Below are 18,547 nucleotides of genomic sequence, written 5' to 3' on the forward strand. Positions count from 1 at the left end.
CACTTCGCAGTGACTTAGAAATACCGTTCGGCAATCCGCACGATGTCACCAGGCATAACGATGGTGGCAAGGGTGGCGGGAAGAGAGACACGGTTACTATCATTGCCGCGCAGGATTTCGATATCGTCTTCATCGCCGCGATAGGTGATGCCCCCGCCAACGGCAATGGCATTTAAAACATTCATGCCGGGCACGTATTTATAGGAGCCGGGCTGATTGACCTCGCCCAGAATGAAGAACGGACGAAATGCAATAATCTCGACCGCAATATCGGGATGGCGCAAATACCCATCCAAATAAGCATCATGAATGACGGCACGGGCTTGATCCGTGGTCAGGTTGCGCACCAATATCGGTCCGATCAGGGCAAGGTTAAGGCGGCCTTGCACATCAACGTTAAATTCACCTGATAAATCAGGTTCGCCAAACACCGTTACCCGCACTGTATCGCCGCTATCAATCGCATAGATGGTTTGGGCGATCAGATTTCCCGGCCAGACCACAAGGACGAAAAGGACTGCCAAGGTTGCGCCCAACAAGTGGTTGGAACGGTTATATGGTTTTGGGCTGGCGAAGGTCATTTACATCTCCAGCTTGAGGCTGATCCGGGTTTGAAAACGGCGATAATCGTTGCCGTCGCTGTTAGACAGGCGCAGGTCGTGATTGATTGCACCATTAATCTGCGCATAGCGATTTAATTGATAGGCCATGTTTAGGCCGATGCGACTTGTGCGGTCACGTCGCGTGGTTTGGCGGAATTCTTCGTCGCTGTAATGCGCACGCGCACCAAGTTGAAGCCAGCGGCGCAATTCGTGCGATATGCCTGCCCCGATATCAAATGCAAGAATACCACTGGCACCCGTCACAGTGGTTTCACGCACCGCACGCGATGTGCTAAATGTAAGATCGGTCAGGCGGGTGACAGACCAGTCAATATCGGCCCGCAGGGTGTAATCATTGATATTGCCAAAAGCCGGATCGGCGTAGCTTTGGTTCATCCATCCGGCGGCAAGATCGGCCTTGATCAAGTCTGTCAGATCAAGTCGCAACCCGCCAAATGCCTGAAAACCGCTAGAATCGCGGATAAGCCCGGTATCGTCGGGCACCCGGTCATATTGGCGCTGGTTTAAGGTTATCTCGCCATAGGCTTCGCGCCCAAGATCAAGGGGAAGAAGGGCGCGCACTGTTTCGCGGCTTTCGATGCGATTGCGATCATCATTTCTGATCGCCGATCCATCAAGGGCGATGCTGTCATCAAATTCAAGCCGTCGGATCGCAAGTGACGTTTCATAGCGTAGGTCATTTGTCGCGTAGCGTCCGCCAAGCTGGCCAATGACATCGCGATAAATCACCGGTTCGGTTGCCCCGGTCGGAACATCATTGCCACCACGGGCATTATGGGATTGTTTCCAGTCAATCGCCCCTTCAATCGATGAGGGCCCCAGATCAAGGCTTGCCGCAGCTTTCAGGTCAATATCCTGATAATCGTCATCCCTAGAATCGGCGAAAAACCCCAATTCCGAACCGGCAGCAAGATGAAGATGAAACACCCGCCAATCGCCCTGCAGGGTCAGGCGCGGGGCAATGGTCGTGATTACATCGGATGTTGCCCCGTTTTCGGACAGAAAGATGTTGTCGTCATATTGCGCCCGGCTGGTGATGGCTGGCGAAAGCAAAAAACGCCCCAATCGAATGCCGGTTTCATCCACGGGCGGCATCGTGTTGTTTGTGGTCTGTTGGCGGGTTTGCGCATTGGCAGATGTGATTGGGCAAAGAAGATTTGCGGCACAGAACATCAAAACAGGAAAAACGCGCGCGCAGATCATTAATACGCCCGATCCCTGCATTACGCGATCCGTCCATCACATTGGCGAGCATTATGTTTTAGGTCGCGGACCGTTTGGCGAGGTAGTTTGATCCGTTTGATGACCGACCAAATTGGAAGCAGCACGGTCGCGATAACGATTGCCCCGTCAAACGCGGCGTTCCCATGCTTGATATAGACCAGATCATGGCGAACCCGTGCGTTGAGATGCTCAAACGTTCGAACCGGCCCGCGCCAACCACAGATTTGGGCCCAGCCGGTAATGCCCGGCTTTACCTTAAGGCGGGCTTCATAGCCCGGCAAGCTGCTGGCAAACAGGAGATGATCGGCAATGCTATGCGGGCGTGGCCCGATCAGCGCCATCTCACCGCGCAAGATATTGAAAAGTTGTGGTAATTCATCAAATCCACAGACACGAAGCGCGGATGTAAAAGCCTTTGCCAAGCGCGACTGAAAACCGCAAACCGGTCGACAGGTTTGATCCCGCAGGGTGCGGAATTTAAAGATGGTGAAAACCTGCCCGTTCTGACCGACACGTTGTTGGGTGAAAATCGGGCGACTGAACCCAAACCCATACAGCAGAGCAGAAATCATCAGCATTGCCGGGGATAGAAGAATGATCGCGATCCCGGCCAGCATCTGGCCGCACAGGCATTTTAAGCGGCGATGAAATTGGGGATACCCACAAGGGGTGTGGTGGAAAATGTCGGATGTCAGATTTGCGTTGAATTTTGCGCTTACCAACCCTGATGCCCCCACACCATCAATGTCCCATTCAAGAATATATTAACTCAGGGTAGATGAGTCTGGATGTTTTTCAAGCGTTTATATTTTGATATTTGGTTGGGTAGGGGACTGTTTTTATTGATTTTCACGTGCTTAACGCAGGGATGGAATCGCTGAAAGCACCGTTTTCATCAATTGTGGCTGCCGGTTCACACCGGTCTTGGCAAAGATGGTTTTCAGATAGGTCCGCGCAGTGCTGTGTGAGATGCCAACAAGCTCGGCTGCTTGATCCAGTGCAAGTCCTTCGGCCAGTCTCTGGGTAAGTTTTGCTTCTGACCGGGTCAGGCCAAACAGATCCATCAAATCATCAATGGCGGGTGGTTTTTGTTGTGTCGGATCGACAAGGATCACCATGAATGTCGTTTTTCCATCGGCCTTTTTCGGAACGCGCCGGATCAAAAACGACAGTTTTTCCTCATCGCGTTCAAGCGAGAAACTTTGCTGCGCACGCGGGGCCTGATGGGCGGGCGGGTTTAAAAATGCGTTTAATCCTTCCGGTGCCGGATCAACCACCAGACGTCCTTGCGTGCCCGACCGCACAAGGGATGATCGGCGCATGATTTCAGCGGACTGTGCATTCATATGCAAGATTGAAAGGCTGTCATCAACCGCGATGACACCGAGTTCCAAAAGATCCAGAAAGTCGGTCGGCAGTGTTTCTTCGCTTTGACCCGCCCGGCTTTCAATTTCACCTTCAATGCCTTCTAGCATGGTCTGAAGCGTGGTTGGCTTTGGATAAAACCGAAAGACGCCCAATTCATTGACGGCCAGAAGTGCCGATTGCAGATCGGCATAGCCGGTTAACATGACAATGATCAGATCATGTCGATGGGTCCGCAATTCGGCAGCCAGTTCCAGCCCGGTCATGCCGGGCATATGGATATCAAGGATGGCAGCATTGATGCTGCGGTCTTCGGAAATGATATCGCGCGCTTTCAATGGATCATTGAAATAGACCGCATCCCATTCGGGCCGCAGACGGCCAAAGTTCCGCCGATGGGATGACAAAAGATGTTCGTCATCATCGACAAAGGCAATTCGGATCGACTTTTCCACAGTCATCAAAAAGTGCCCTCCTCAAATGGGGATATCGGACAAAGGTAGTCTGACACTATTCTCGAATGCTTCAAAGCCTTGCTTGCATGTATGCCACAGCGATCCAAGGCGCTTCGAAGCAGAAATTCACGTTATTTTGGAAGTATGGGGTTGTCCATTTATGGAAATGGTCGGCAATAACCGTCCTGTTGTTTTGATGGTTGATGATGATGAAAAACTGCTGGCTGCGGTGCGCCGTACCCTGTCGGGCAGTTTTGACTTCGTCACCTATTCGAATGGGCAGGCTGCATTGGATTGGCTGGCGCTTAATAGCGACCGGGCCGATCTGGTCATTGCTGACTTGGTGATGCCAACACTGGACGGTGTTTCCTTCCTTAAGCAGGCCGCGCGTATGGCCCCGTCGGTGAGCCGCATCTTGTTGTCCGGGACGGTTTCAAGCATATCTTTGCGTGAAGCGATCAATCAGGCAATGATCACCCGGGTATTGTCAAAGCCGGTTTCAATCAGTGTTCTTAAAGAGGCAATTGAACGCACGATCCAAACCAAATCTTGTGCCCCAAAAATTGATGGAAACCTGACTCCCTTGATGGTGAATGCCGCCATCGAGGCCGGTGATCTACACACGGTGTTGCAGCCCAGATTTCGCGCAAGTGACATGAGTTTCTGCGGGGCTGAAATCCTGTGCCGGATGCCGACAGTCGAAAAAGAATTTGGCATCGACGAGATATTCGAGGCTTGCCGCGACCATCCGGTGATCAACCGTCTGACCAGTCATTTGATCGCGATCATGATCGATCAGGCACCTCGGTATCGGGTTCTGTTTGGTGAGAATGCCAATATTGCGGTGAATATTTCGGCCTATTCGCTCAAAACACCGGAATGCCTTGAGCTGATCATCCGGTTTTATGAAAAAATGCGGATGCGCGGCGTGCGCATTACTTATGAAATCGCTGAGAGTCAGATTGGACTTGATGATGAGGAATTGCAGGCAAGTGCCAGCCGCATGCGCGAACGCGGTATTGCGCTTTTGATTGATGATTTTGGCTCCGGGAACAATTCGCTAGAACTGCTGCGCCATGAAATTTATGCCGGGATCAAACTTGACCGGGATCTGGTGCGCGGATGCATGACCGACTTCCTTGACGATGCTTTCATCGAATGGATTGCGCAAGTGTGCTCGAAAATGGGTTTGTCCATTTCGGCCAAAGGAATTGAAAGCCGTCAACTGGCCGAGAAGCTGCAAATTTACGGTATTACCGAACTCCAAGGGTTCCATTTTGGCAGGCCAATTCCCCTTGAAGATTGGGAAGCCACTGTGTTGACGACGCTAAGTGCTTCGGGTTGATCAAAATTTCCGCTAAAATGGCCTCACAGGCATTGCGATTCCTACTGGTCGTGACCACTCTTTCTCATGCAATGGAGCGTCGATATGAAGATGAAAAGCTTTGAAAAGTTGCTTGTGATGGTGGTGAGCATCATCGGTTTGTTTGCCACACCCGCAATTGCCGGTGGAACGCTCAGCATGACAAAGGCAGATGGCAGCGTCATTACGCTTTCCATGGAACAGCTCGTGGAAATGCCTGTGACCGAATTTTATACCTCAACACCCTGGACCACCGGTGTGCAGAAGTTTAGCGGGGTTTCCTTCAAGGAGCTGTTTGAGACACATGGGATCGATTCCGACACTGTAAGTGTTTCCGCACTCAATGATTACAGTGTGATGGTCCCGACCAATGTGTTGCGCGAAGATGGCGCAATCCTGACCTATCATCTCAATGATGCCGAAATGTCGATCCGCGAAAAGGGACCGTTTTGGGTGATTTTTCCCTATGATTCCGACGTCCGGCTTCAAACTGACAACTATTGGTCATATTCCGTTTGGCAAGTGAAGTCGGTTGATGCGCAGAATTAAAGGCTTCTTGTTTGGCTCAGCAGGACGATCAATGTTTGTTGCATTGGTCCTGTTTGTCGCCCTGTATGCAATTTTGTCGACGGCAATTGTCCGACAGCTTGAAGATGAACGGTTCAATTATCGTGAAAACTTTGTCTGGGCTGTTTTTCAGATTCAGCGCCAGTATTTCGTTGTGCAGCGCGATATCGAAGCTACCCTTGGCCGTGCAGGAATGCATGATGAAGCCGTTGAACAAATCCTGCTTGATTATGAAATCTTGGTAAGCCGTGCCCATTTGCTGCGCGATGGCGATGGTTTCAAGGCGCTTTTCACCATCCCAGAAGTCTCATCAATGATCGAGTTGCTTGAAGTGCAAATCGGAAAAATTGATGATGCTCTTGCCAAGACCGAGAACCCGCAAACCAAGCTAAGCGAACTTTATCGCTTGCTTGAGCCGATGGATGAACGCCTTCAGAAGGCTGTTGTTCGAACAACGAATTTTGTATCGGACTACAATGCCAATAACATTAGCGGTGTTAAGTCCGATATTGAGACCCTGTCCTATTTGTTCTTTACCGGTGTTGTTGTCATGGGGCTTTTGGGCGGGTTTATGATCCGCCAACGCCAACGGGTGTTTGCGGCTGACATCGCGGCACAAAAGGCGCGCCAGGAACAGGAAGTCATCGAAGAGGCCGCCGACTATGCCAAGATGCACGCATTGGGAACGTTGGCAGGTGGCGTGGCACACGAAATCAATACGCCGGCACAATATATCCAGAATAATCTGGAATTTCTGTCTGATAGTTTTTCGGAGCTTGTCCGGGCCGTTCAGTGCGATGGTTCAAGCGCGTCGGCAACGCTTAATCTTGATAAAGACAAGATCGATTTCATGTCCGAAGAAATCCCGCTGGCAATTGATGAAAGCATTCAGGGGCTGGACCGGATTGCCGAAATTGTGCGCGGCATTCGTAAATTTGCCCATCCTGCTACCGATGATGTTGAACTGATCTCGATCACCGAAGAAATCGATACGGCAATCACGCTGACCCGCAATCAGGTCAAGCATATTGCCGATCTTGAAGTGGTGATGCAGACCGATCTGGTCGAGGTAAAGGGCCGTCGAAACCATCTGTCCCAGGCCCTGATCAACCTGATTGTCAATGCGTCTCAGGCGATCAAGGAAAGTGGACAGCGGCGCGGCCGGATTGATCTTGCCGTGAGCTCGGATGACACGAATATCTATATTCGTCTGCGAGACAGCGGAACGGGTGTGCCGGAAGAATTGCGGGACCGCATCTTTGATTATTTCTTCACAACCAAGGAACGTGGTGTCGGCACCGGACAGGGTTTGCCGATCTGTCGCAAACTGATCCAAGACGATTTCAATGGCGATCTGACATTGTCGTCTGACTATATCGACGGGGCAGAATTCGTGATCAGATTGCCAAAACCAGATCAGAGTGCCGGGCATAAATCTTCTGCTGATCGTGCTGAAGGTCGGAGTGATCTGAACACATTACTGCCCTGAATCTTCGCAACGGAAATGAAAAACGGGCTGTCTTGAAGACGGCCCGTTTTGATAAGTCATGGCATATTCAGCAGATCAGAATTCGTAACCGATCTTGCGATCAATCGAGAATTTCCCACCACCGTGGATCAGAACCGACAGGGCCAGAAGTGCCCACATTAAGGGCATCTCAAATCCGCCTTCGTTCCAGAAGTAACCGGCTGGAAGATGGGTGCTGACTGCAACAGCCATAAAGATCAGGACAGCTGCGGCAACCGGGCGGGTCAAAAGACCAACTGTCAGCATCAAGCCGCCAACAAATTCAAGAAGCCCAATCATAAGGGCAAAGGCAAAGCCCGGGACAAAACCAATGCTTTCAAGCCATCCTGCGGTTCCTTCAAGGCCATAGCCGCCAAAGGCACCAAACAGTTTTTGTGCGCCGTGCGGCACCATCAAGAGACCGGCGGTGACACGGATAATAACCGGGGAAAGCGGTTCCAAAGCCGACCATAGGCCGCCAAGGGCCGGAATGATCGTGCGGGTTTTTTCAGTTGATATGTTTGAAGTCATAATACGTCTCCTGAAGATGGCGAGCGCGTTTTTGCAGCTCAGGCCACCATGTCAAATACAAGGGCTTCTGCGGTGTCGGCATCGCTAAAGACAAGTTCGTCTTCGTCTTTGATGGCGGCACCATCACCGGCATTAAGTTTTTCACCATTCACTGTCAGGCTACCGCGGGCAACCTGAACCCACGCAATGCGGCCTTTTTCGATCTTGTGGCTGGCTGTTTCACCGTCATTCAGGTGGGCGACAAAAAGATCGATATCCTGATGAATGGTGACGGAATTCTCACGGCCATCCCGGCTGCCAATCAGGGTCAGGCCCGAACCGGTATCGCTACGTGCGATTTCCTTTTCTTCGTAACCCGGCTCGAGTCCGGCTGCTTCTGGAATGACCCAGATTTGCAGGAAATGAACCGGATCGGTTTTGGAATGGTTGTATTCCGAATGACGAATGCCTGTTCCTGCCGTCATGCGTTGTAGGCGTCCCGGACGGATGACCGACCCGGTGCCAATACTGTCTTTATGTTCAAGCGCGCCATCAAGAACATACGAGATGATTTCCATGTCCTTGTGGCCGTGGGTGTCAAAACCGGCACCGGCAATAACGCGGTCTTCGTTGATCACCCGAAGCGGTCCCCAACCCATGCGGTTGGCATCGTAATAGTGGCCGAACGAAAAGGTGTGGTTGGAATCAAGCCAGCCAAACTGTGCGCGGCCACGGGTGTCTGCATCTATTTTGATAATCATCTGAACCTCCAATAAGGATGTTTTCTGTTGGAGACAGAATACCCTTTTCACAAAATGAGACAATTATCGTAATATCACCCACAGTGTTGCGTGTTATGCAACAATCATGCGTCATATTGTGTTGTTGACCACAGGGATCGATCATCATGGACAAGCTGGTAAGCCTGCAAAACTTCATTCGCGTCGTCGAAGATGGCAGCTTTGCCGCAGCGGCCCGAACGGTTGGCCAATCCCGATCGCAAGTGAACCGGGCGGTTGCAGCGCTTGAAGATGATTTGGGGGTGCAGCTTTTAAACCGGACAACCCGCCAGGTTTCGGTCACCCCGACCGGTCAGGCCTTTTACCAACGCGCGAAAGGTATTTTGGCTGATTTGGGGGATGCGGAGGAATCCATTCGTGAAAGTCGCGACAAACCCGCCGGGGACATTCGGATCAATGCGCCAATGTCGTTTGGTACCCTGCATCTGGGGCCGGCTTTGGTCGAGTTTGCGCGCGCTTATCCCGATATTCGAGTGGAACTGACGCTTGATGATCATTTTATTGATCCGGTTGCCGACGGGTTCGATATGACCGTCCGGATCAGTCGCCCGTCCGAGACACTGGCCCTTATTGATCATGAAATTGTTCCTGTCCGCCGGGTTTTGTGCGCATCGCCTGATTTTGTCCGCGAATATGGCGAACCCAAAGATTTGCGCGATCTGACGCATCTGCCCTGTTTGCATTATGGCAATTTACCATCTGGGGCGAGTTGGAAAATGACCGGGCCGAACGGACCGGCTGCGGTTCAGGTTAATGGTGTGTTTTGCTGCAACAATGCCGAAGTCCTGCGTGATGCGGCATTGGCCGGGTTGGGGATTGCAGAATTGCCGACTTTTATCGCCGGGCCGGAACTGCAAACCGGGCGTTTGGTGACAGTTCTTTGTGAGTATGCCCCGGCAGAGCTGTTTTTATATCTGCTGTATCCACCAAGCCGCCAACTCGCGTCGCGTATCCGGCTGTTGGTGGCGTTTATCCATGACCGGTTTGGCGATCATCCGCGCTGGGATCTCGTGCAATAGCGATATGAAATCAGAAGTTTCACCGCGATATTTTTCAGATTGCGCAATCCAACACCTTGCGTCCTGCGTAATACGAACTAGGCTTCAAACAACGCAATACGGATGAGGTGGCATGACATGACAAAATTTGAAATGCCAACACTGATGATGGTGTCGCATGGCAATAGCGGTAATGGCGGTGATCCGGCAGGTGATTTGGCCAGAATCGTTGCACCTGATTGGAACGGGGTGGTCAGCCATGGCTATATGCGCAGCAAACCGTCCTTCTCATCGCAACTGGATGCCTTGAAAAATGCAGGGGACCCGGCGCGTCTGATCGTTTTTCCACTGTTCTTTAGTGAAGGCTATCTGGTGTCCGAAGAATTGCCAAGTGATCTTGATCGTGCAGGTCTGCATGATACGGTTGTACTGCCATCGGCCTTGAATCTTCCGGGATTTGACGAAATGGTCGCCCGACATGTGCGGGCTGCTATGGTGCGCAAAGGCTGGAAGGCGGATGAAACGTCGGTATTTCTGGTTCCGCATGGATTGAAAACGCTGACCGAACCTTTGCCCGAAACCATTCAGTTTGGTCAACGCCTTGGGCGTATCTGTGGTGGTGCGGAAATGTGCATCGGCAATATCGAAGGCAAACCATCCCTTACCGACTGGCGTGATATCGGATCGCGCAAAAACGCCCTGATCCTGCCGATGCTGGCGGGTGGGGGAATGCACGCCCGCGAAGATTTACCGGAAATGATTGATGCCAAGAACGGCGAGGAAATCGAGCTTTTGCCCCCAATCGGTCAATGGGCAGAACTTCCCGACCTTATTCTGGCCGAGGCAGAACGTCACGTTGTCTGCTTTGGCGGGCAGGCCGTCCCGCTTGGCCCGACCGGGCGTGACATATTGTCCGAACAGGTGGCCCGTTCTGCATAACGCGGCCTTTATGATTGATCTGATCCGTCGGGCGGGCCTTATCCCAAAACCGGCTTGAAGCTGGTTTCTGATGACTTTTTCAAAAGATAGTCCCGGAACAATCGCGCCGCACTGGTCAGATTGGCATCCCCTTCATGCGCGATCAGCAATTGGCGTTTGGCCCAGTCATCGGCAATTGGCGCACCGGCGATGTTGATATGGCCAAGATACCCAGCGACTGAACTTTTGCGCAGGAACCCGATGCCAAGGCCTGCTGCAATCATCTGACGCAAGGACCCGAACCGGACAACTTTGATATGGGGATGCATATCCAGTTTGATTTTGGATGCGGCTTCAGAGATCAAATCATCAATCACCCCGCCTTCATGCAGCGATATGATGTCATATTTGGCAGCTTCGGTGAATTTGACCGGCTTGGGATTGTTCGCATTCGGGATCAACGGATGGCCTTTGGGGGTCACCACCCAGATCGGATCATCGCAAAATACATCATGGGACAGATTACCAAGCGGGCTGTTATCAGCCAGAATGGCAAGATCGGCACGGCCTTCGCGCACGGCTTCTGCACTTTCGCGCGATGTCAGTTCGCGGACATCGACTGTAATGTGGGGGAAGTCGCGTTCGAAATCGGCCAGAAAGGCCGGAAGGCCGGTCAGGATCGCCGAGGTAACAGCAGCAAGATAGATTTTGCCTTTTTCACCGGCGTTAAAATCGCGCAATTCATTGGAAAGATGGTTCAGATCGCCCAGAAGCTTTTCGCCATACCGGGCAAAGATCGTGCCTTCTTCGGTCGGTTCGACCCCGCGTGGCAGACGGCGCAACAGTTTGACGCCCAGCATGGCTTCAAGTTCACCAATGCGGCGTGAAACAGCCGAGGTCGCGATATGTTCGCGCCTTGCGGCTTCATTGATGCTTCCGGCGCGCACGATGGCGACGAAAAGCCGGATCGTTACAATATCAAACTTTTGCATGGAACCGTTTTCGGTGGTTCAACCCGAAGCGTCAAGAGCTTTGCTGGTGCAGTGATGTGCAGATCGTCGCAACCAGCATTGGCGAGGGGGAATTAACCCTCGACCTGACGCCATGCTTTGTTCCAATCCGCAGTCAGTTCTGCGTGATTTTTGGCCTGAGATGCTTTCATGATCACTGCAACCTGAAGCGCACGGACAAAGCTGGTGAACCAGCCGGTGCGGACTTCACGTTCAATGCTGGTTGCGTCTTTGTAAGCAATCGTCGTCATGGCTTTGTTCCTTTGCGACAGCGTCTTTGTCTTTGGTGATTTCAGAAATACCAAACGGGTTTGCATCCGACTATTCTCGCCTCACTGCTATCCCGTTCTTGATTGGAGAACGATGTCATTAATAATTTGAAAATAAACAGTTATTCAATGTTGCGTTGCGCAAAAGTATTGAAGTTTTAGAATGAAAATAGCTGTTTGATCGTTTTGTAGGGGCGCGGAATGTGCAACTCTTACGATCCAGATATCTGAAATTCAGCGCGATTTTCGCATTACGCGATATCTGCTATAGCTTGGAAAACATTTAGAACAAGGGCCCCGCACATGACCGATATTGACGAAAACCTTGCCTATGAGCAGGCCCACGGCAGCGCTGTGCAGGATCATCTTGGCTACAGGCTGGTGGAATGGGTCGATAACCATGCGGTGGTCGAACTTGAATTAAAGGATTTCCATCGCAACCGCATCGGCATTTTGCATGGTGGGATTCTGACCACTTTGATGGATACGGCATGTGGCTATGCGGTGTGTTTTTGCCCAGTGGCGGGCAATGTCCGCAAAACCATGACCCTGTCGCTGACCACCAATTTTATCGGGATGGCCAAGGACGGTGTCGTACGTGTGGTTGCGCGAAAACAGGGTGGCGGACGCAAAATCGTCTTTACCGAAGCAGCCGCCTACAACGCCGATGGCGATGTGATAGGGACTTCGACCGGGACGTTTAAATATCACCGAGGCAGTGATGATCCTAACGGGGTGCCGCGCGGTATTTGAGGCGGGCTTCTTATTCCTCATACAAATCAGAAAATATTGGGATTTTAGAGCGTACGGGCCGTTTATCATAATCCGCTAGATATTCTGAGCAGGAGTATAAACTGTCGACATCAGCTGGCTTCTGACTTTGGCGCACGGCCAAAGATGCTGGCAAAGTCGGTTTTTCCGGGCTTTGGGCGTTGAAGCTGGAGCCGGTCACGAATGGCGTCAAGGTGGCGGGACATTTCAGCCGCAGCGATATCGGGATCACCGCTGAGAAGTGCGTTCAGCAATTGGTCATGTTCCGTATGCGAGCAATCCACGGGCTGCGGGCTTTCATACATGGCAATGATCAGCGAGCTTCGCAAAATGAGGCGTTCGAGGAACTCTTCAATCACCAGATTACCGGTCAGGCGGGCCAGCAGAAGGTGAAACTCGCCCGATAGAATGATGGCAGCACGGTGATCACCGTCATGATGGGCAGCATGTTCACGATCAAGATGGTTCTTGATCTGTGCGGCGCGCGCATCGGTCATGCTGGTGGCGACCTTGCGGGCAACCCCGTCTTCGATCATGCGCCGCGCCGAAAAAACTTCGATGGCTTCGTCAATGGTCGGTTCGGCAACAAAGGCGCCGCGATTGGGCACAAGATTGATCAGCTTGTCATGAGCAAGTTGCAGGAACGTCGCGCGAATGCGGGCACGGCTGACGCCAAATGTCTTGGCCAGATCTTCTTCAATCAGTTTCATGCCCGGCTCCAACCGGCGATCAAGGATCGCATCGAGCATTTCCTGATAGATCATTTCCTCCGGGCGCAGCTTTTCGCTGCCTTTATAGCTGCCGGTTTCTTCGGCCTTGGCCATCGTGACGTTACTTTCCGTCGTTCATATTTTTAGGCGTCATATGTTTCTACAAAATTGTTGACGATTTAGACAATAAAAAATCTCACCGAACTATTTCTCCGCTTTCTAAAGGATTGCATAGAATCTCATCAATGAAACCAAAATGCGTAAATTTTGCGCAAAAGATGGGTAGAAAACAAGCACAAGGCCCAATGGTTACAAGGCGACACTTCCGTAAACCCGCATGAATCTGCCAATAAAAACAAATGGCACGCAATTTGCCTAAGATCGACAACATGATTGTTAACAATTTTGCATGCAGCGATGGGTGGACGGATGAAGGGCGACGGAGCCATTGAGTTAATTGCTGTCAGTAAGTTTTATGGCAGCACACAGGCGGTCAAATCCATTGATCTGCAAATTCCAGCAGGGGCGTATTGCTGTTTGATCGGCCCATCGGGCTGCGGTAAGTCGACGACGCTGCGTATGATTGCCGGTCACGAAGTGATCAGCGAAGGCGATCTTCTGATTGGAAATCGCAATGTGACCGAACTGCCGCCCGTTAAGCGCGGCACGGCGATGATGTTCCAGAATTACGCACTTTTCCCGCATATGACCTGTGCGGAGAACGTTGCCTTTGGCCTCAAGATGCAGGGCGTCTCCGCACCGGATCGCAAAGAACGCGCCAAGGAAATGCTTGCACGGGTTCATATGGAAGAATTCGCAGATCGTAAGCCCGACCAACTTTCTGGTGGGCAGCAGCAGCGCATCGCATTGGCGCGATCCCTGATTACCGAACCATCGGTTCTGTTGCTTGATGAACCATTATCCGCCCTTGATCCGTTTTTGCGTGCCCGGATGCGCGATGAATTGCGCCGTTTGCAGCAGGAACTTGGCATCACCTTCGTTCATGTCACGCATGCTCAGGACGAGGCACTGGCCCTTTCGGATATTGTGGTGGTGATGGAAGACGGGGTCATTCGCCAAAAAGGCAGCCCGCAGGAAATCTTCAATCAGCCCAAATCGCGTTTCATCGCCAATTTCATGGGCGGTCAAAACATCTTCAAAGGCACGGTTTCAGAATCTGGCCCCGCAGGCACCTTGCTTGCGCGCGGAGAAAACAGCTTTTTCCTGCCGGGTTTTGCTGATGGCAAAGTGGGTGAAGACCTTGAGTTTACCATTCGTACCGACCTGATTGGTCTGGATGAAACCGCCCCGGAAGACACCAAAAACGGACAAATTGCCGTTGAAATTACCACGGTCGAATATCTCGGCCTGTGGGTAAGGATCGTCGCGACAACAAGCGACGGCAAGGAAATAACCCTGATGAAGACCGAAAGCGAATTTCGGCAGGCGCCAGTAAGGCGACAGGACAAGTTCATCGCCTACTGGAAGCCCGAACACGCACATGTTCTGGCGTAAATCAAAACAAACCAAACAAACTATCAGGAGTGCTTCACATGACGATCGATATGAAAAAATCAGCGAAGAATCTTGCTACCGATACCGGCGTATCACGCCGCGGTTTTGTTAAAGGTGCAGCAGCCGTAACCGGTGCCGCCATCGGTTCAGGTGCCATTACCGGCTTTCCGACCATCTGGGCGCAGAACATTAAAAATGTGACGCTGCGCCAGTTCGGGACGGGTGTTTCAAACATCAATGCCGTTGCAGACAAGGTAAAAGAAGACCTTGGTTTTACCCTGCAGATGACCGCACTTGATTCCGATGCAGTTGCCCAGCGTGCCGTAACCCAGCCAAATTCGTTTGATATTGCTGATATCGAATACTGGATTTGTAAAAAGGTTTTCCCGGCGGGCACCATGCAGCCGATGGACACCACCAAGCTTAAGAACTATGACGCGATTTCCAAGCTGTTCATCACGGGCAAACTGACCCCGGATTCCGAAATTGCCCAAGGGACCGCGCCGCATACGGTTGGCTTTGTTGAAGGTGCAGATAGCGTTGAATTTGCATCCGCACCGACCCAGTGGATGACCCTGATTCCGACCATTTATAATGCAGATACCCTTGGTATTCGCCCTGACCTGATTGATCGCCCGATTGATAGCTGGGCCGACCTTCTTGATCCGGCATTCAAAGGCAAGGCATCGATCCTGAACATTCCATCGATCGGCATCATGGATGCGGCAATGGTTTGCGAAGCCATGGGCGAAGTTTCCTATGGTGACAAAGGCAACATGACCAAGGAAGAAATCGATAAAACCATCGCGGTTATGATCGATGCCAAGAAAGCCGGTCAATTCCGTGCGTTCTGGAAAAGCTTCGATGAGTCGGTCAACCTGATGGCATCTGGTGAAGTTGTTATTCAGTCCATGTGGTCACCTGCCGTTGCTGCCGTTCGTTCCAAAGGCATTGCTTGTAAGTACCAGCCGCTTAAAGAAGGCTACCGTGCATGGGGCGGCGGTATTGGTCTGGCCAAGCATCTTTCGGGTCTCGAACTTGAAGCAGCTTATGAATATATCGACTGGTACCTATCTGGCTGGGTTGGTGCGTATCTTAACCGTCAGGGTTACTATAGTGCTGCACCGGCAACCGCGCAGAAATTCATGTCCGAAGACGAATGGGGCTTCTGGATGGAAGGCAAAGCGGCACAGGGCGACGTTCTTAGCCCGGATGGCAAGGTTATGGAAAAAGCAGGTGCGGTTCGCGATGGCGGTTCTTACGAAGCCCGTATGGGCTCGGTCGCGTGCTGGAACTCTGTCATGGACGAGAACAAGCACATGATCCGCAAATGGAATGAGTTCATCGCTGCATAATTTGGCGACAAACATTGTTCGGGCGCGGTTTATGCCGCGCCCGGCACCCAGATTAATTGATTTCAAATGCCAGACTTGATCATTCCTTATTTGACCATTTATTCCGGCAGGCATTCAGGGACAGACCATGGCTTCTGATACGTCCAAACGATCGTCTTATTTTCTGATCTCGCCAATGGCGGCGATCTTTGCGATCTTTCTTGTCATCCCGCTTCTGACCATCGTTGTTGTCAGTTTTTGGGATTACGACGAATACCGGATTCTGCCTGATTTTATTTTTGAAAATTACAGCTATCTGCTTGGGTCTTCTGTGACCTGGAAAATCTATCTCAACACATTGAAATACGCCGCCCTGACATGGGGATTTACCCTGTTGATCGGGTTTACGGTAGCCTATTTCCTGGCGTTCCATGTGCGCAGCCTGACATGGCAGATCGTGCTTTTCATAGTCTGTACCATCCCGTTCTGGACGTCAAACATCATCCGGATGATTTCGTGGATTCCCTTCTTGGGCAGAAACGGGCTTTTAAACTCGGCGCTGATCAATCTTGGCATTGTTGATCAACCCTTAGAGTTCCTTTTGTTTTCCGATTTCGCAGTCGTGTTGGCAGATGTGCATCTCTATACCCTGTTCATGGTGGTTCCGATTTTCAATTCCATGATGCGCATTGATCGTTCCTTGATCGAGGCGGCCCGTGATGCCGGGGCCAGCGGGTTTGAAACGCTTAAATCCGTTATCGTGCCACTGTCCAAACCGGGCATTGCGATTGGGTCAATCTTCGTCATTACGGTGGTGATGGGTGATTTCATCACGGTCCGCTTGATGAGTGGTGGGCAAAGTGCATCGGTCGGTTTGCAGATTTCCAATGAAATCGGGCTTTTGCAATATCCTGCGGCGGCGGCCAGTGCGGTGGTGCTGTTGATCACGGTTCTTTTGATCGTGACGGGGCTTTTGCGCCTTGTTGATATCCGAAAGGAGCTGTGATCATGACCCGGAGCATCCCGAAAACACGTGAACGGCGCCCCTTGAGTTTTTACATCCTCGCTGCTTTCTTTGCCCTGTTTGTCCTGTTTCTTTATGGGCCGATGCTAACGATCTTTATCCTGTCATTTCAGGGTGAAAATGGTGGTCTGACATTTCCAATGAACGGGTTTTCGTTCCATTGGTTCGGCAATCTGTTTGAACGTCAGGCGGTCGGTGATTTTGGCGGGTCCTTTGCCAGATCGTTGAAGCTTGGTTTGATTGTCATGGTGGTGACGGTCGTTGTGTCCTTTATGGCCGGTCTTGCTTTCCGCCGTCGGTTCCGCGGTGACAGCGTGATCTTTTATCTGGCGATTGCCAGTTTGATCGTGCCCTCAATCCTGATTTCGCTTGGGATTGGTTTGCTGTTCAACATTATCGAATGGCAACCGCAATGGTTCACATCAGCCCTTGGTGCGCATTTGACATGGACGTTCCCGTTCGGGCTTTTGATCATGTTTGCGGTGTTTAACCGGTTTGATCCGTCCTATGAGGAAGCCGCACGCGATTTGGGAGCCAGCAACTGGCAAACCATTCAATATGTTGTCTTGCCGATGGTCGGGCCAAGCTTGATCGGGGTTGCGATGTTTTCATTCACCCTGTCTTACGATGAATTTGCCCGCACCTTGATGACGGCGGGATCGCTCAATACCTTGCCGCTCGAGATTTATGGCATGACGACAAATGTCACCACACCGGTTCTTTATGCGCTGGGGACTGTGACCACCGGGTTCTCGTTTATTGTGATTGGCATTGCCCTTGGCTCGGTATTGCTTTTGCGCCGTCGTAAGGGGGCGAAAGCATGAGCAAGATTGCGGTGATCAATCCCAATATGTCGACGGGATTTACCAACAAGGTCGGCGATCAGGCCAAAAAGATTGTCGCAACAGATACCGATGTCATCGCCCTTAATCCGAAATTTGGCCCAGATAGCATCGAAGGCTATTACGACGAAGCATTTGCCAGTGTCGGGTTGTTGTCCGTCATTCGTGAACTTGAAGCCACACCAGAGCAACTTACCGATCCCATCGGCGGGTATGTTGTAGCCTGCTTTGACGATACCGGGGTCGATGCCGCGCGCTGTTTAAGTTCTGCACCGGTTCTGGGTCTTTGTGAAGCTGCCCTTCGCATGGCAGCGGCCGTTTCATCGCGCTTTGCCATTGTCACGCCGATGGCGGTTTCCGTCCGACCGCTTGAACATCTGGTGGGAAAATACGGGGCAGCATCGCAGTGTGTTGTGCGCTCAGCCGGGGTTCGGACGCTTGATTTTGAAGGGGCGAATGCCGGTGCGGCCTATGCTGCTTTGAAAAATCAGGCGGAGGCCTGCCTTTTAAATGATCGAGCCGAGGCAATTGTTCTGGGCTGTGCAGGCATGACCGACATTGCCGACAGATTGCGTGATGAGCTTGGTGTGCCGGTCATTGACGGGGTGAGTGCCGCGGTCAAAATGATCGAAGCGATGGCAATGCTGGGCCTTCGCACCAGTAAGGCCGGTGCCTATGCCAGCCCGCCGATGAAGGCCTATCACGGGATGTTTGCCGGGTTCGCACCATCGGTCTAAACCAT

The 18,547-nt window shown here is 51.7% G+C and carries 20 protein-coding genes; 11 read left to right on the forward strand and 9 right to left on the reverse strand.

The window, feature by feature from the left end; genetic code table 11:
- Positions 1-14: 14 nt before the first annotated feature.
- From ACQ0MK_RS18210 to ACQ0MK_RS18225, 4 genes are all read right to left on the reverse strand, one after another.
- Positions 15-581 (reverse strand): polysaccharide biosynthesis/export family protein, encoded by a 567-nt coding sequence (locus ACQ0MK_RS18210; protein WP_430473801.1) that lies wholly within the window; start codon positions 579-581, stop codon positions 15-17.
- Positions 582-1,826, reverse strand: a complete 1,245-nt coding sequence (locus tag ACQ0MK_RS18215; protein ID WP_430473802.1) for an outer membrane beta-barrel protein — start codon at positions 1,824-1,826, stop codon at positions 582-584.
- 20 nt (positions 1,827-1,846) lie between these two features.
- On the reverse strand, positions 1,847-2,464 hold the full coding sequence (locus ACQ0MK_RS18220) for a sugar transferase (RefSeq protein WP_430473803.1): 618 nt from the start codon (positions 2,462-2,464) through the stop codon (positions 1,847-1,849).
- A gap of 240 nt (positions 2,465-2,704) precedes the next feature.
- A complete protein-coding gene (locus ACQ0MK_RS18225; protein ID WP_430473804.1) occupies positions 2,705-3,673 on the reverse strand; it encodes a DNA-binding response regulator in 969 nt (322 codons plus the stop codon).
- Between the two features lie 154 nt (positions 3,674-3,827).
- Between ACQ0MK_RS18225 and ACQ0MK_RS18230 the strand changes: the two genes are divergently transcribed.
- The 3 genes from ACQ0MK_RS18230 (at position 3,828) to ACQ0MK_RS18240 (ending at position 7,086) form a co-directional block, all read left to right on the forward strand.
- Positions 3,828-5,012: an EAL domain-containing response regulator gene (locus tag ACQ0MK_RS18230; RefSeq protein WP_430473805.1), complete on the forward strand. Its 1,185-nt coding sequence runs from the start codon at positions 3,828-3,830 to the stop codon at positions 5,010-5,012.
- A gap of 84 nt (positions 5,013-5,096) precedes the next feature.
- On the forward strand, positions 5,097-5,579 hold the full coding sequence (locus ACQ0MK_RS18235) for a hypothetical protein (protein ID WP_430473806.1): 483 nt from the start codon (positions 5,097-5,099) through the stop codon (positions 5,577-5,579).
- A gap of 31 nt (positions 5,580-5,610) precedes the next feature.
- Complete coding sequence (locus ACQ0MK_RS18240) at positions 5,611-7,086, forward strand: sensor histidine kinase (protein ID WP_430473807.1); 1,476 nt, start codon at positions 5,611-5,613, stop codon at positions 7,084-7,086.
- A gap of 75 nt (positions 7,087-7,161) precedes the next feature.
- Here ACQ0MK_RS18240 and ACQ0MK_RS18245 read toward each other — a convergent pair whose 3' ends face one another.
- Both ACQ0MK_RS18245 and ACQ0MK_RS18250 read right to left on the reverse strand, forming a co-directional pair.
- Positions 7,162-7,635, reverse strand: coding sequence for a DoxX family protein (locus ACQ0MK_RS18245; protein ID WP_430473808.1), 474 nt, complete (start codon positions 7,633-7,635; stop codon positions 7,162-7,164).
- Positions 7,636-7,673: 38 nt separating this feature from the next.
- The gene (locus tag ACQ0MK_RS18250) at positions 7,674-8,375 is read right to left on the reverse strand and encodes a pirin family protein (protein ID WP_430473809.1); all 702 of its coding nucleotides are present in this window, start codon (positions 8,373-8,375) and stop codon (positions 7,674-7,676) included.
- Between the two features lie 146 nt (positions 8,376-8,521).
- Here ACQ0MK_RS18250 and ACQ0MK_RS18255 point away from each other — a divergent pair, with 146 nt between their 5' ends.
- Complete coding sequence (locus ACQ0MK_RS18255; RefSeq protein WP_430473810.1) at positions 8,522-9,433, forward strand: LysR family transcriptional regulator; 912 nt, start codon at positions 8,522-8,524, stop codon at positions 9,431-9,433.
- 117 nt (positions 9,434-9,550) lie between these two features.
- Positions 9,551-10,351 (forward strand): sirohydrochlorin chelatase, encoded by an 801-nt coding sequence (locus ACQ0MK_RS18260; protein ID WP_430473811.1) that lies wholly within the window; start codon positions 9,551-9,553, stop codon positions 10,349-10,351.
- Positions 10,352-10,389: 38 nt separating this feature from the next.
- Here ACQ0MK_RS18260 and ACQ0MK_RS18265 read toward each other — a convergent pair whose 3' ends face one another.
- Both ACQ0MK_RS18265 and ACQ0MK_RS18270 read right to left on the reverse strand, forming a co-directional pair.
- Positions 10,390-11,322, reverse strand: a complete 933-nt coding sequence (locus ACQ0MK_RS18265; protein ID WP_430473812.1) for a LysR family transcriptional regulator — start codon at positions 11,320-11,322, stop codon at positions 10,390-10,392.
- Between the two features lie 92 nt (positions 11,323-11,414).
- The gene (locus ACQ0MK_RS18270) at positions 11,415-11,591 is read right to left on the reverse strand and encodes a hypothetical protein (RefSeq protein WP_350044975.1); all 177 of its coding nucleotides are present in this window, start codon (positions 11,589-11,591) and stop codon (positions 11,415-11,417) included.
- A 321-nt stretch (positions 11,592-11,912) separates the two neighbouring features.
- On the opposite strand from ACQ0MK_RS18270, the gene ACQ0MK_RS18275 reads away from it, so the two are divergent.
- Positions 11,913-12,362 carry a PaaI family thioesterase gene (locus ACQ0MK_RS18275; RefSeq protein WP_430473813.1) on the forward strand — a complete coding sequence of 150 codons (450 nt, stop codon included), beginning with the start codon at positions 11,913-11,915 and terminating at the stop codon, positions 12,360-12,362.
- Positions 12,363-12,472: 110 nt separating this feature from the next.
- Here the strand turns inward: ACQ0MK_RS18275 and ACQ0MK_RS18280 are convergent, their stop codons facing one another.
- A complete protein-coding gene (locus ACQ0MK_RS18280) occupies positions 12,473-13,204 on the reverse strand; it encodes a GntR family transcriptional regulator (RefSeq protein WP_430473814.1) in 732 nt (243 codons plus the stop codon).
- A 315-nt stretch (positions 13,205-13,519) separates the two neighbouring features.
- Here ACQ0MK_RS18280 and ACQ0MK_RS18285 point away from each other — a divergent pair, with 315 nt between their 5' ends.
- From ACQ0MK_RS18285 to ACQ0MK_RS18305, 5 genes are all read left to right on the forward strand, one after another.
- On the forward strand, positions 13,520-14,605 hold the full coding sequence (locus tag ACQ0MK_RS18285) for an ABC transporter ATP-binding protein (RefSeq protein WP_430473815.1): 1,086 nt from the start codon (positions 13,520-13,522) through the stop codon (positions 14,603-14,605).
- A gap of 38 nt (positions 14,606-14,643) precedes the next feature.
- The gene (locus ACQ0MK_RS18290; RefSeq protein ID WP_430473816.1) at positions 14,644-15,960 is read left to right on the forward strand and encodes an ABC transporter substrate-binding protein; all 1,317 of its coding nucleotides are present in this window, start codon (positions 14,644-14,646) and stop codon (positions 15,958-15,960) included.
- Between the two features lie 127 nt (positions 15,961-16,087).
- Positions 16,088-16,945, forward strand: coding sequence for an ABC transporter permease (locus ACQ0MK_RS18295; protein WP_430473817.1), 858 nt, complete (start codon positions 16,088-16,090; stop codon positions 16,943-16,945).
- Between the two features lie 2 nt (positions 16,946-16,947).
- Complete coding sequence (locus ACQ0MK_RS18300) at positions 16,948-17,787, forward strand: ABC transporter permease (RefSeq protein WP_430473818.1); 840 nt, start codon at positions 16,948-16,950, stop codon at positions 17,785-17,787.
- Entirely contained in the window at positions 17,784-18,542 is a 759-nt protein-coding gene (locus ACQ0MK_RS18305; protein ID WP_430473819.1) for an aspartate/glutamate racemase family protein, read from the forward strand. Before ACQ0MK_RS18300 ends, ACQ0MK_RS18305 begins: the two co-directional genes overlap by 4 nt.
- Positions 18,543-18,547: the final 5 nt, after the last annotated feature.

It is taken from the genome of Thalassospira lucentensis, assembly GCF_050516545.1.
GTDB lineage: Bacteria > Pseudomonadota > Alphaproteobacteria > Rhodospirillales > Thalassospiraceae > Thalassospira > Thalassospira lucentensis_C.

Coding starts and splice junctions, on each gene's coding strand:
- ACQ0MK_RS18210 (WP_430473801.1), bottom strand. CDS start 581: ATGACCTTCGCCAGCCCAAAACCATATAACCGTTCCAACCACTTGTTG.
- ACQ0MK_RS18215 (WP_430473802.1), bottom strand. CDS start 1,826: ATGATCTGCGCGCGCGTTTTTCCTGTTTTGATGTTCTGTGCCGCAAAT.
- ACQ0MK_RS18220 (WP_430473803.1), bottom strand. CDS start 2,464: ATGCTGGCCGGGATCGCGATCATTCTTCTATCCCCGGCAATGCTGATG.
- ACQ0MK_RS18225 (WP_430473804.1), bottom strand. CDS start 3,673: ATGACTGTGGAAAAGTCGATCCGAATTGCCTTTGTCGATGATGACGAA.
- ACQ0MK_RS18230 (WP_430473805.1), top strand. CDS start 3,828: ATGGAAATGGTCGGCAATAACCGTCCTGTTGTTTTGATGGTTGATGAT.
- ACQ0MK_RS18235 (WP_430473806.1), top strand. CDS start 5,097: ATGAAGATGAAAAGCTTTGAAAAGTTGCTTGTGATGGTGGTGAGCATC.
- ACQ0MK_RS18240 (WP_430473807.1), top strand. CDS start 5,611: ATGTTTGTTGCATTGGTCCTGTTTGTCGCCCTGTATGCAATTTTGTCG.
- ACQ0MK_RS18245 (WP_430473808.1), bottom strand. CDS start 7,635: ATGACTTCAAACATATCAACTGAAAAAACCCGCACGATCATTCCGGCC.
- ACQ0MK_RS18250 (WP_430473809.1), bottom strand. CDS start 8,375: ATGATTATCAAAATAGATGCAGACACCCGTGGCCGCGCACAGTTTGGC.
- ACQ0MK_RS18255 (WP_430473810.1), top strand. CDS start 8,522: ATGGACAAGCTGGTAAGCCTGCAAAACTTCATTCGCGTCGTCGAAGAT.
- ACQ0MK_RS18260 (WP_430473811.1), top strand. CDS start 9,551: ATGACAAAATTTGAAATGCCAACACTGATGATGGTGTCGCATGGCAAT.
- ACQ0MK_RS18265 (WP_430473812.1), bottom strand. CDS start 11,322: ATGCAAAAGTTTGATATTGTAACGATCCGGCTTTTCGTCGCCATCGTG.
- ACQ0MK_RS18270 (WP_350044975.1), bottom strand. CDS start 11,591: ATGACGACGATTGCTTACAAAGACGCAACCAGCATTGAACGTGAAGTC.
- ACQ0MK_RS18275 (WP_430473813.1), top strand. CDS start 11,913: ATGACCGATATTGACGAAAACCTTGCCTATGAGCAGGCCCACGGCAGC.
- ACQ0MK_RS18280 (WP_430473814.1), bottom strand. CDS start 13,204: ATGGCCAAGGCCGAAGAAACCGGCAGCTATAAAGGCAGCGAAAAGCTG.
- ACQ0MK_RS18285 (WP_430473815.1), top strand. CDS start 13,520: ATGAAGGGCGACGGAGCCATTGAGTTAATTGCTGTCAGTAAGTTTTAT.
- ACQ0MK_RS18290 (WP_430473816.1), top strand. CDS start 14,644: ATGACGATCGATATGAAAAAATCAGCGAAGAATCTTGCTACCGATACC.
- ACQ0MK_RS18295 (WP_430473817.1), top strand. CDS start 16,088: ATGGCTTCTGATACGTCCAAACGATCGTCTTATTTTCTGATCTCGCCA.
- ACQ0MK_RS18300 (WP_430473818.1), top strand. CDS start 16,948: ATGACCCGGAGCATCCCGAAAACACGTGAACGGCGCCCCTTGAGTTTT.
- ACQ0MK_RS18305 (WP_430473819.1), top strand. CDS start 17,784: ATGAGCAAGATTGCGGTGATCAATCCCAATATGTCGACGGGATTTACC.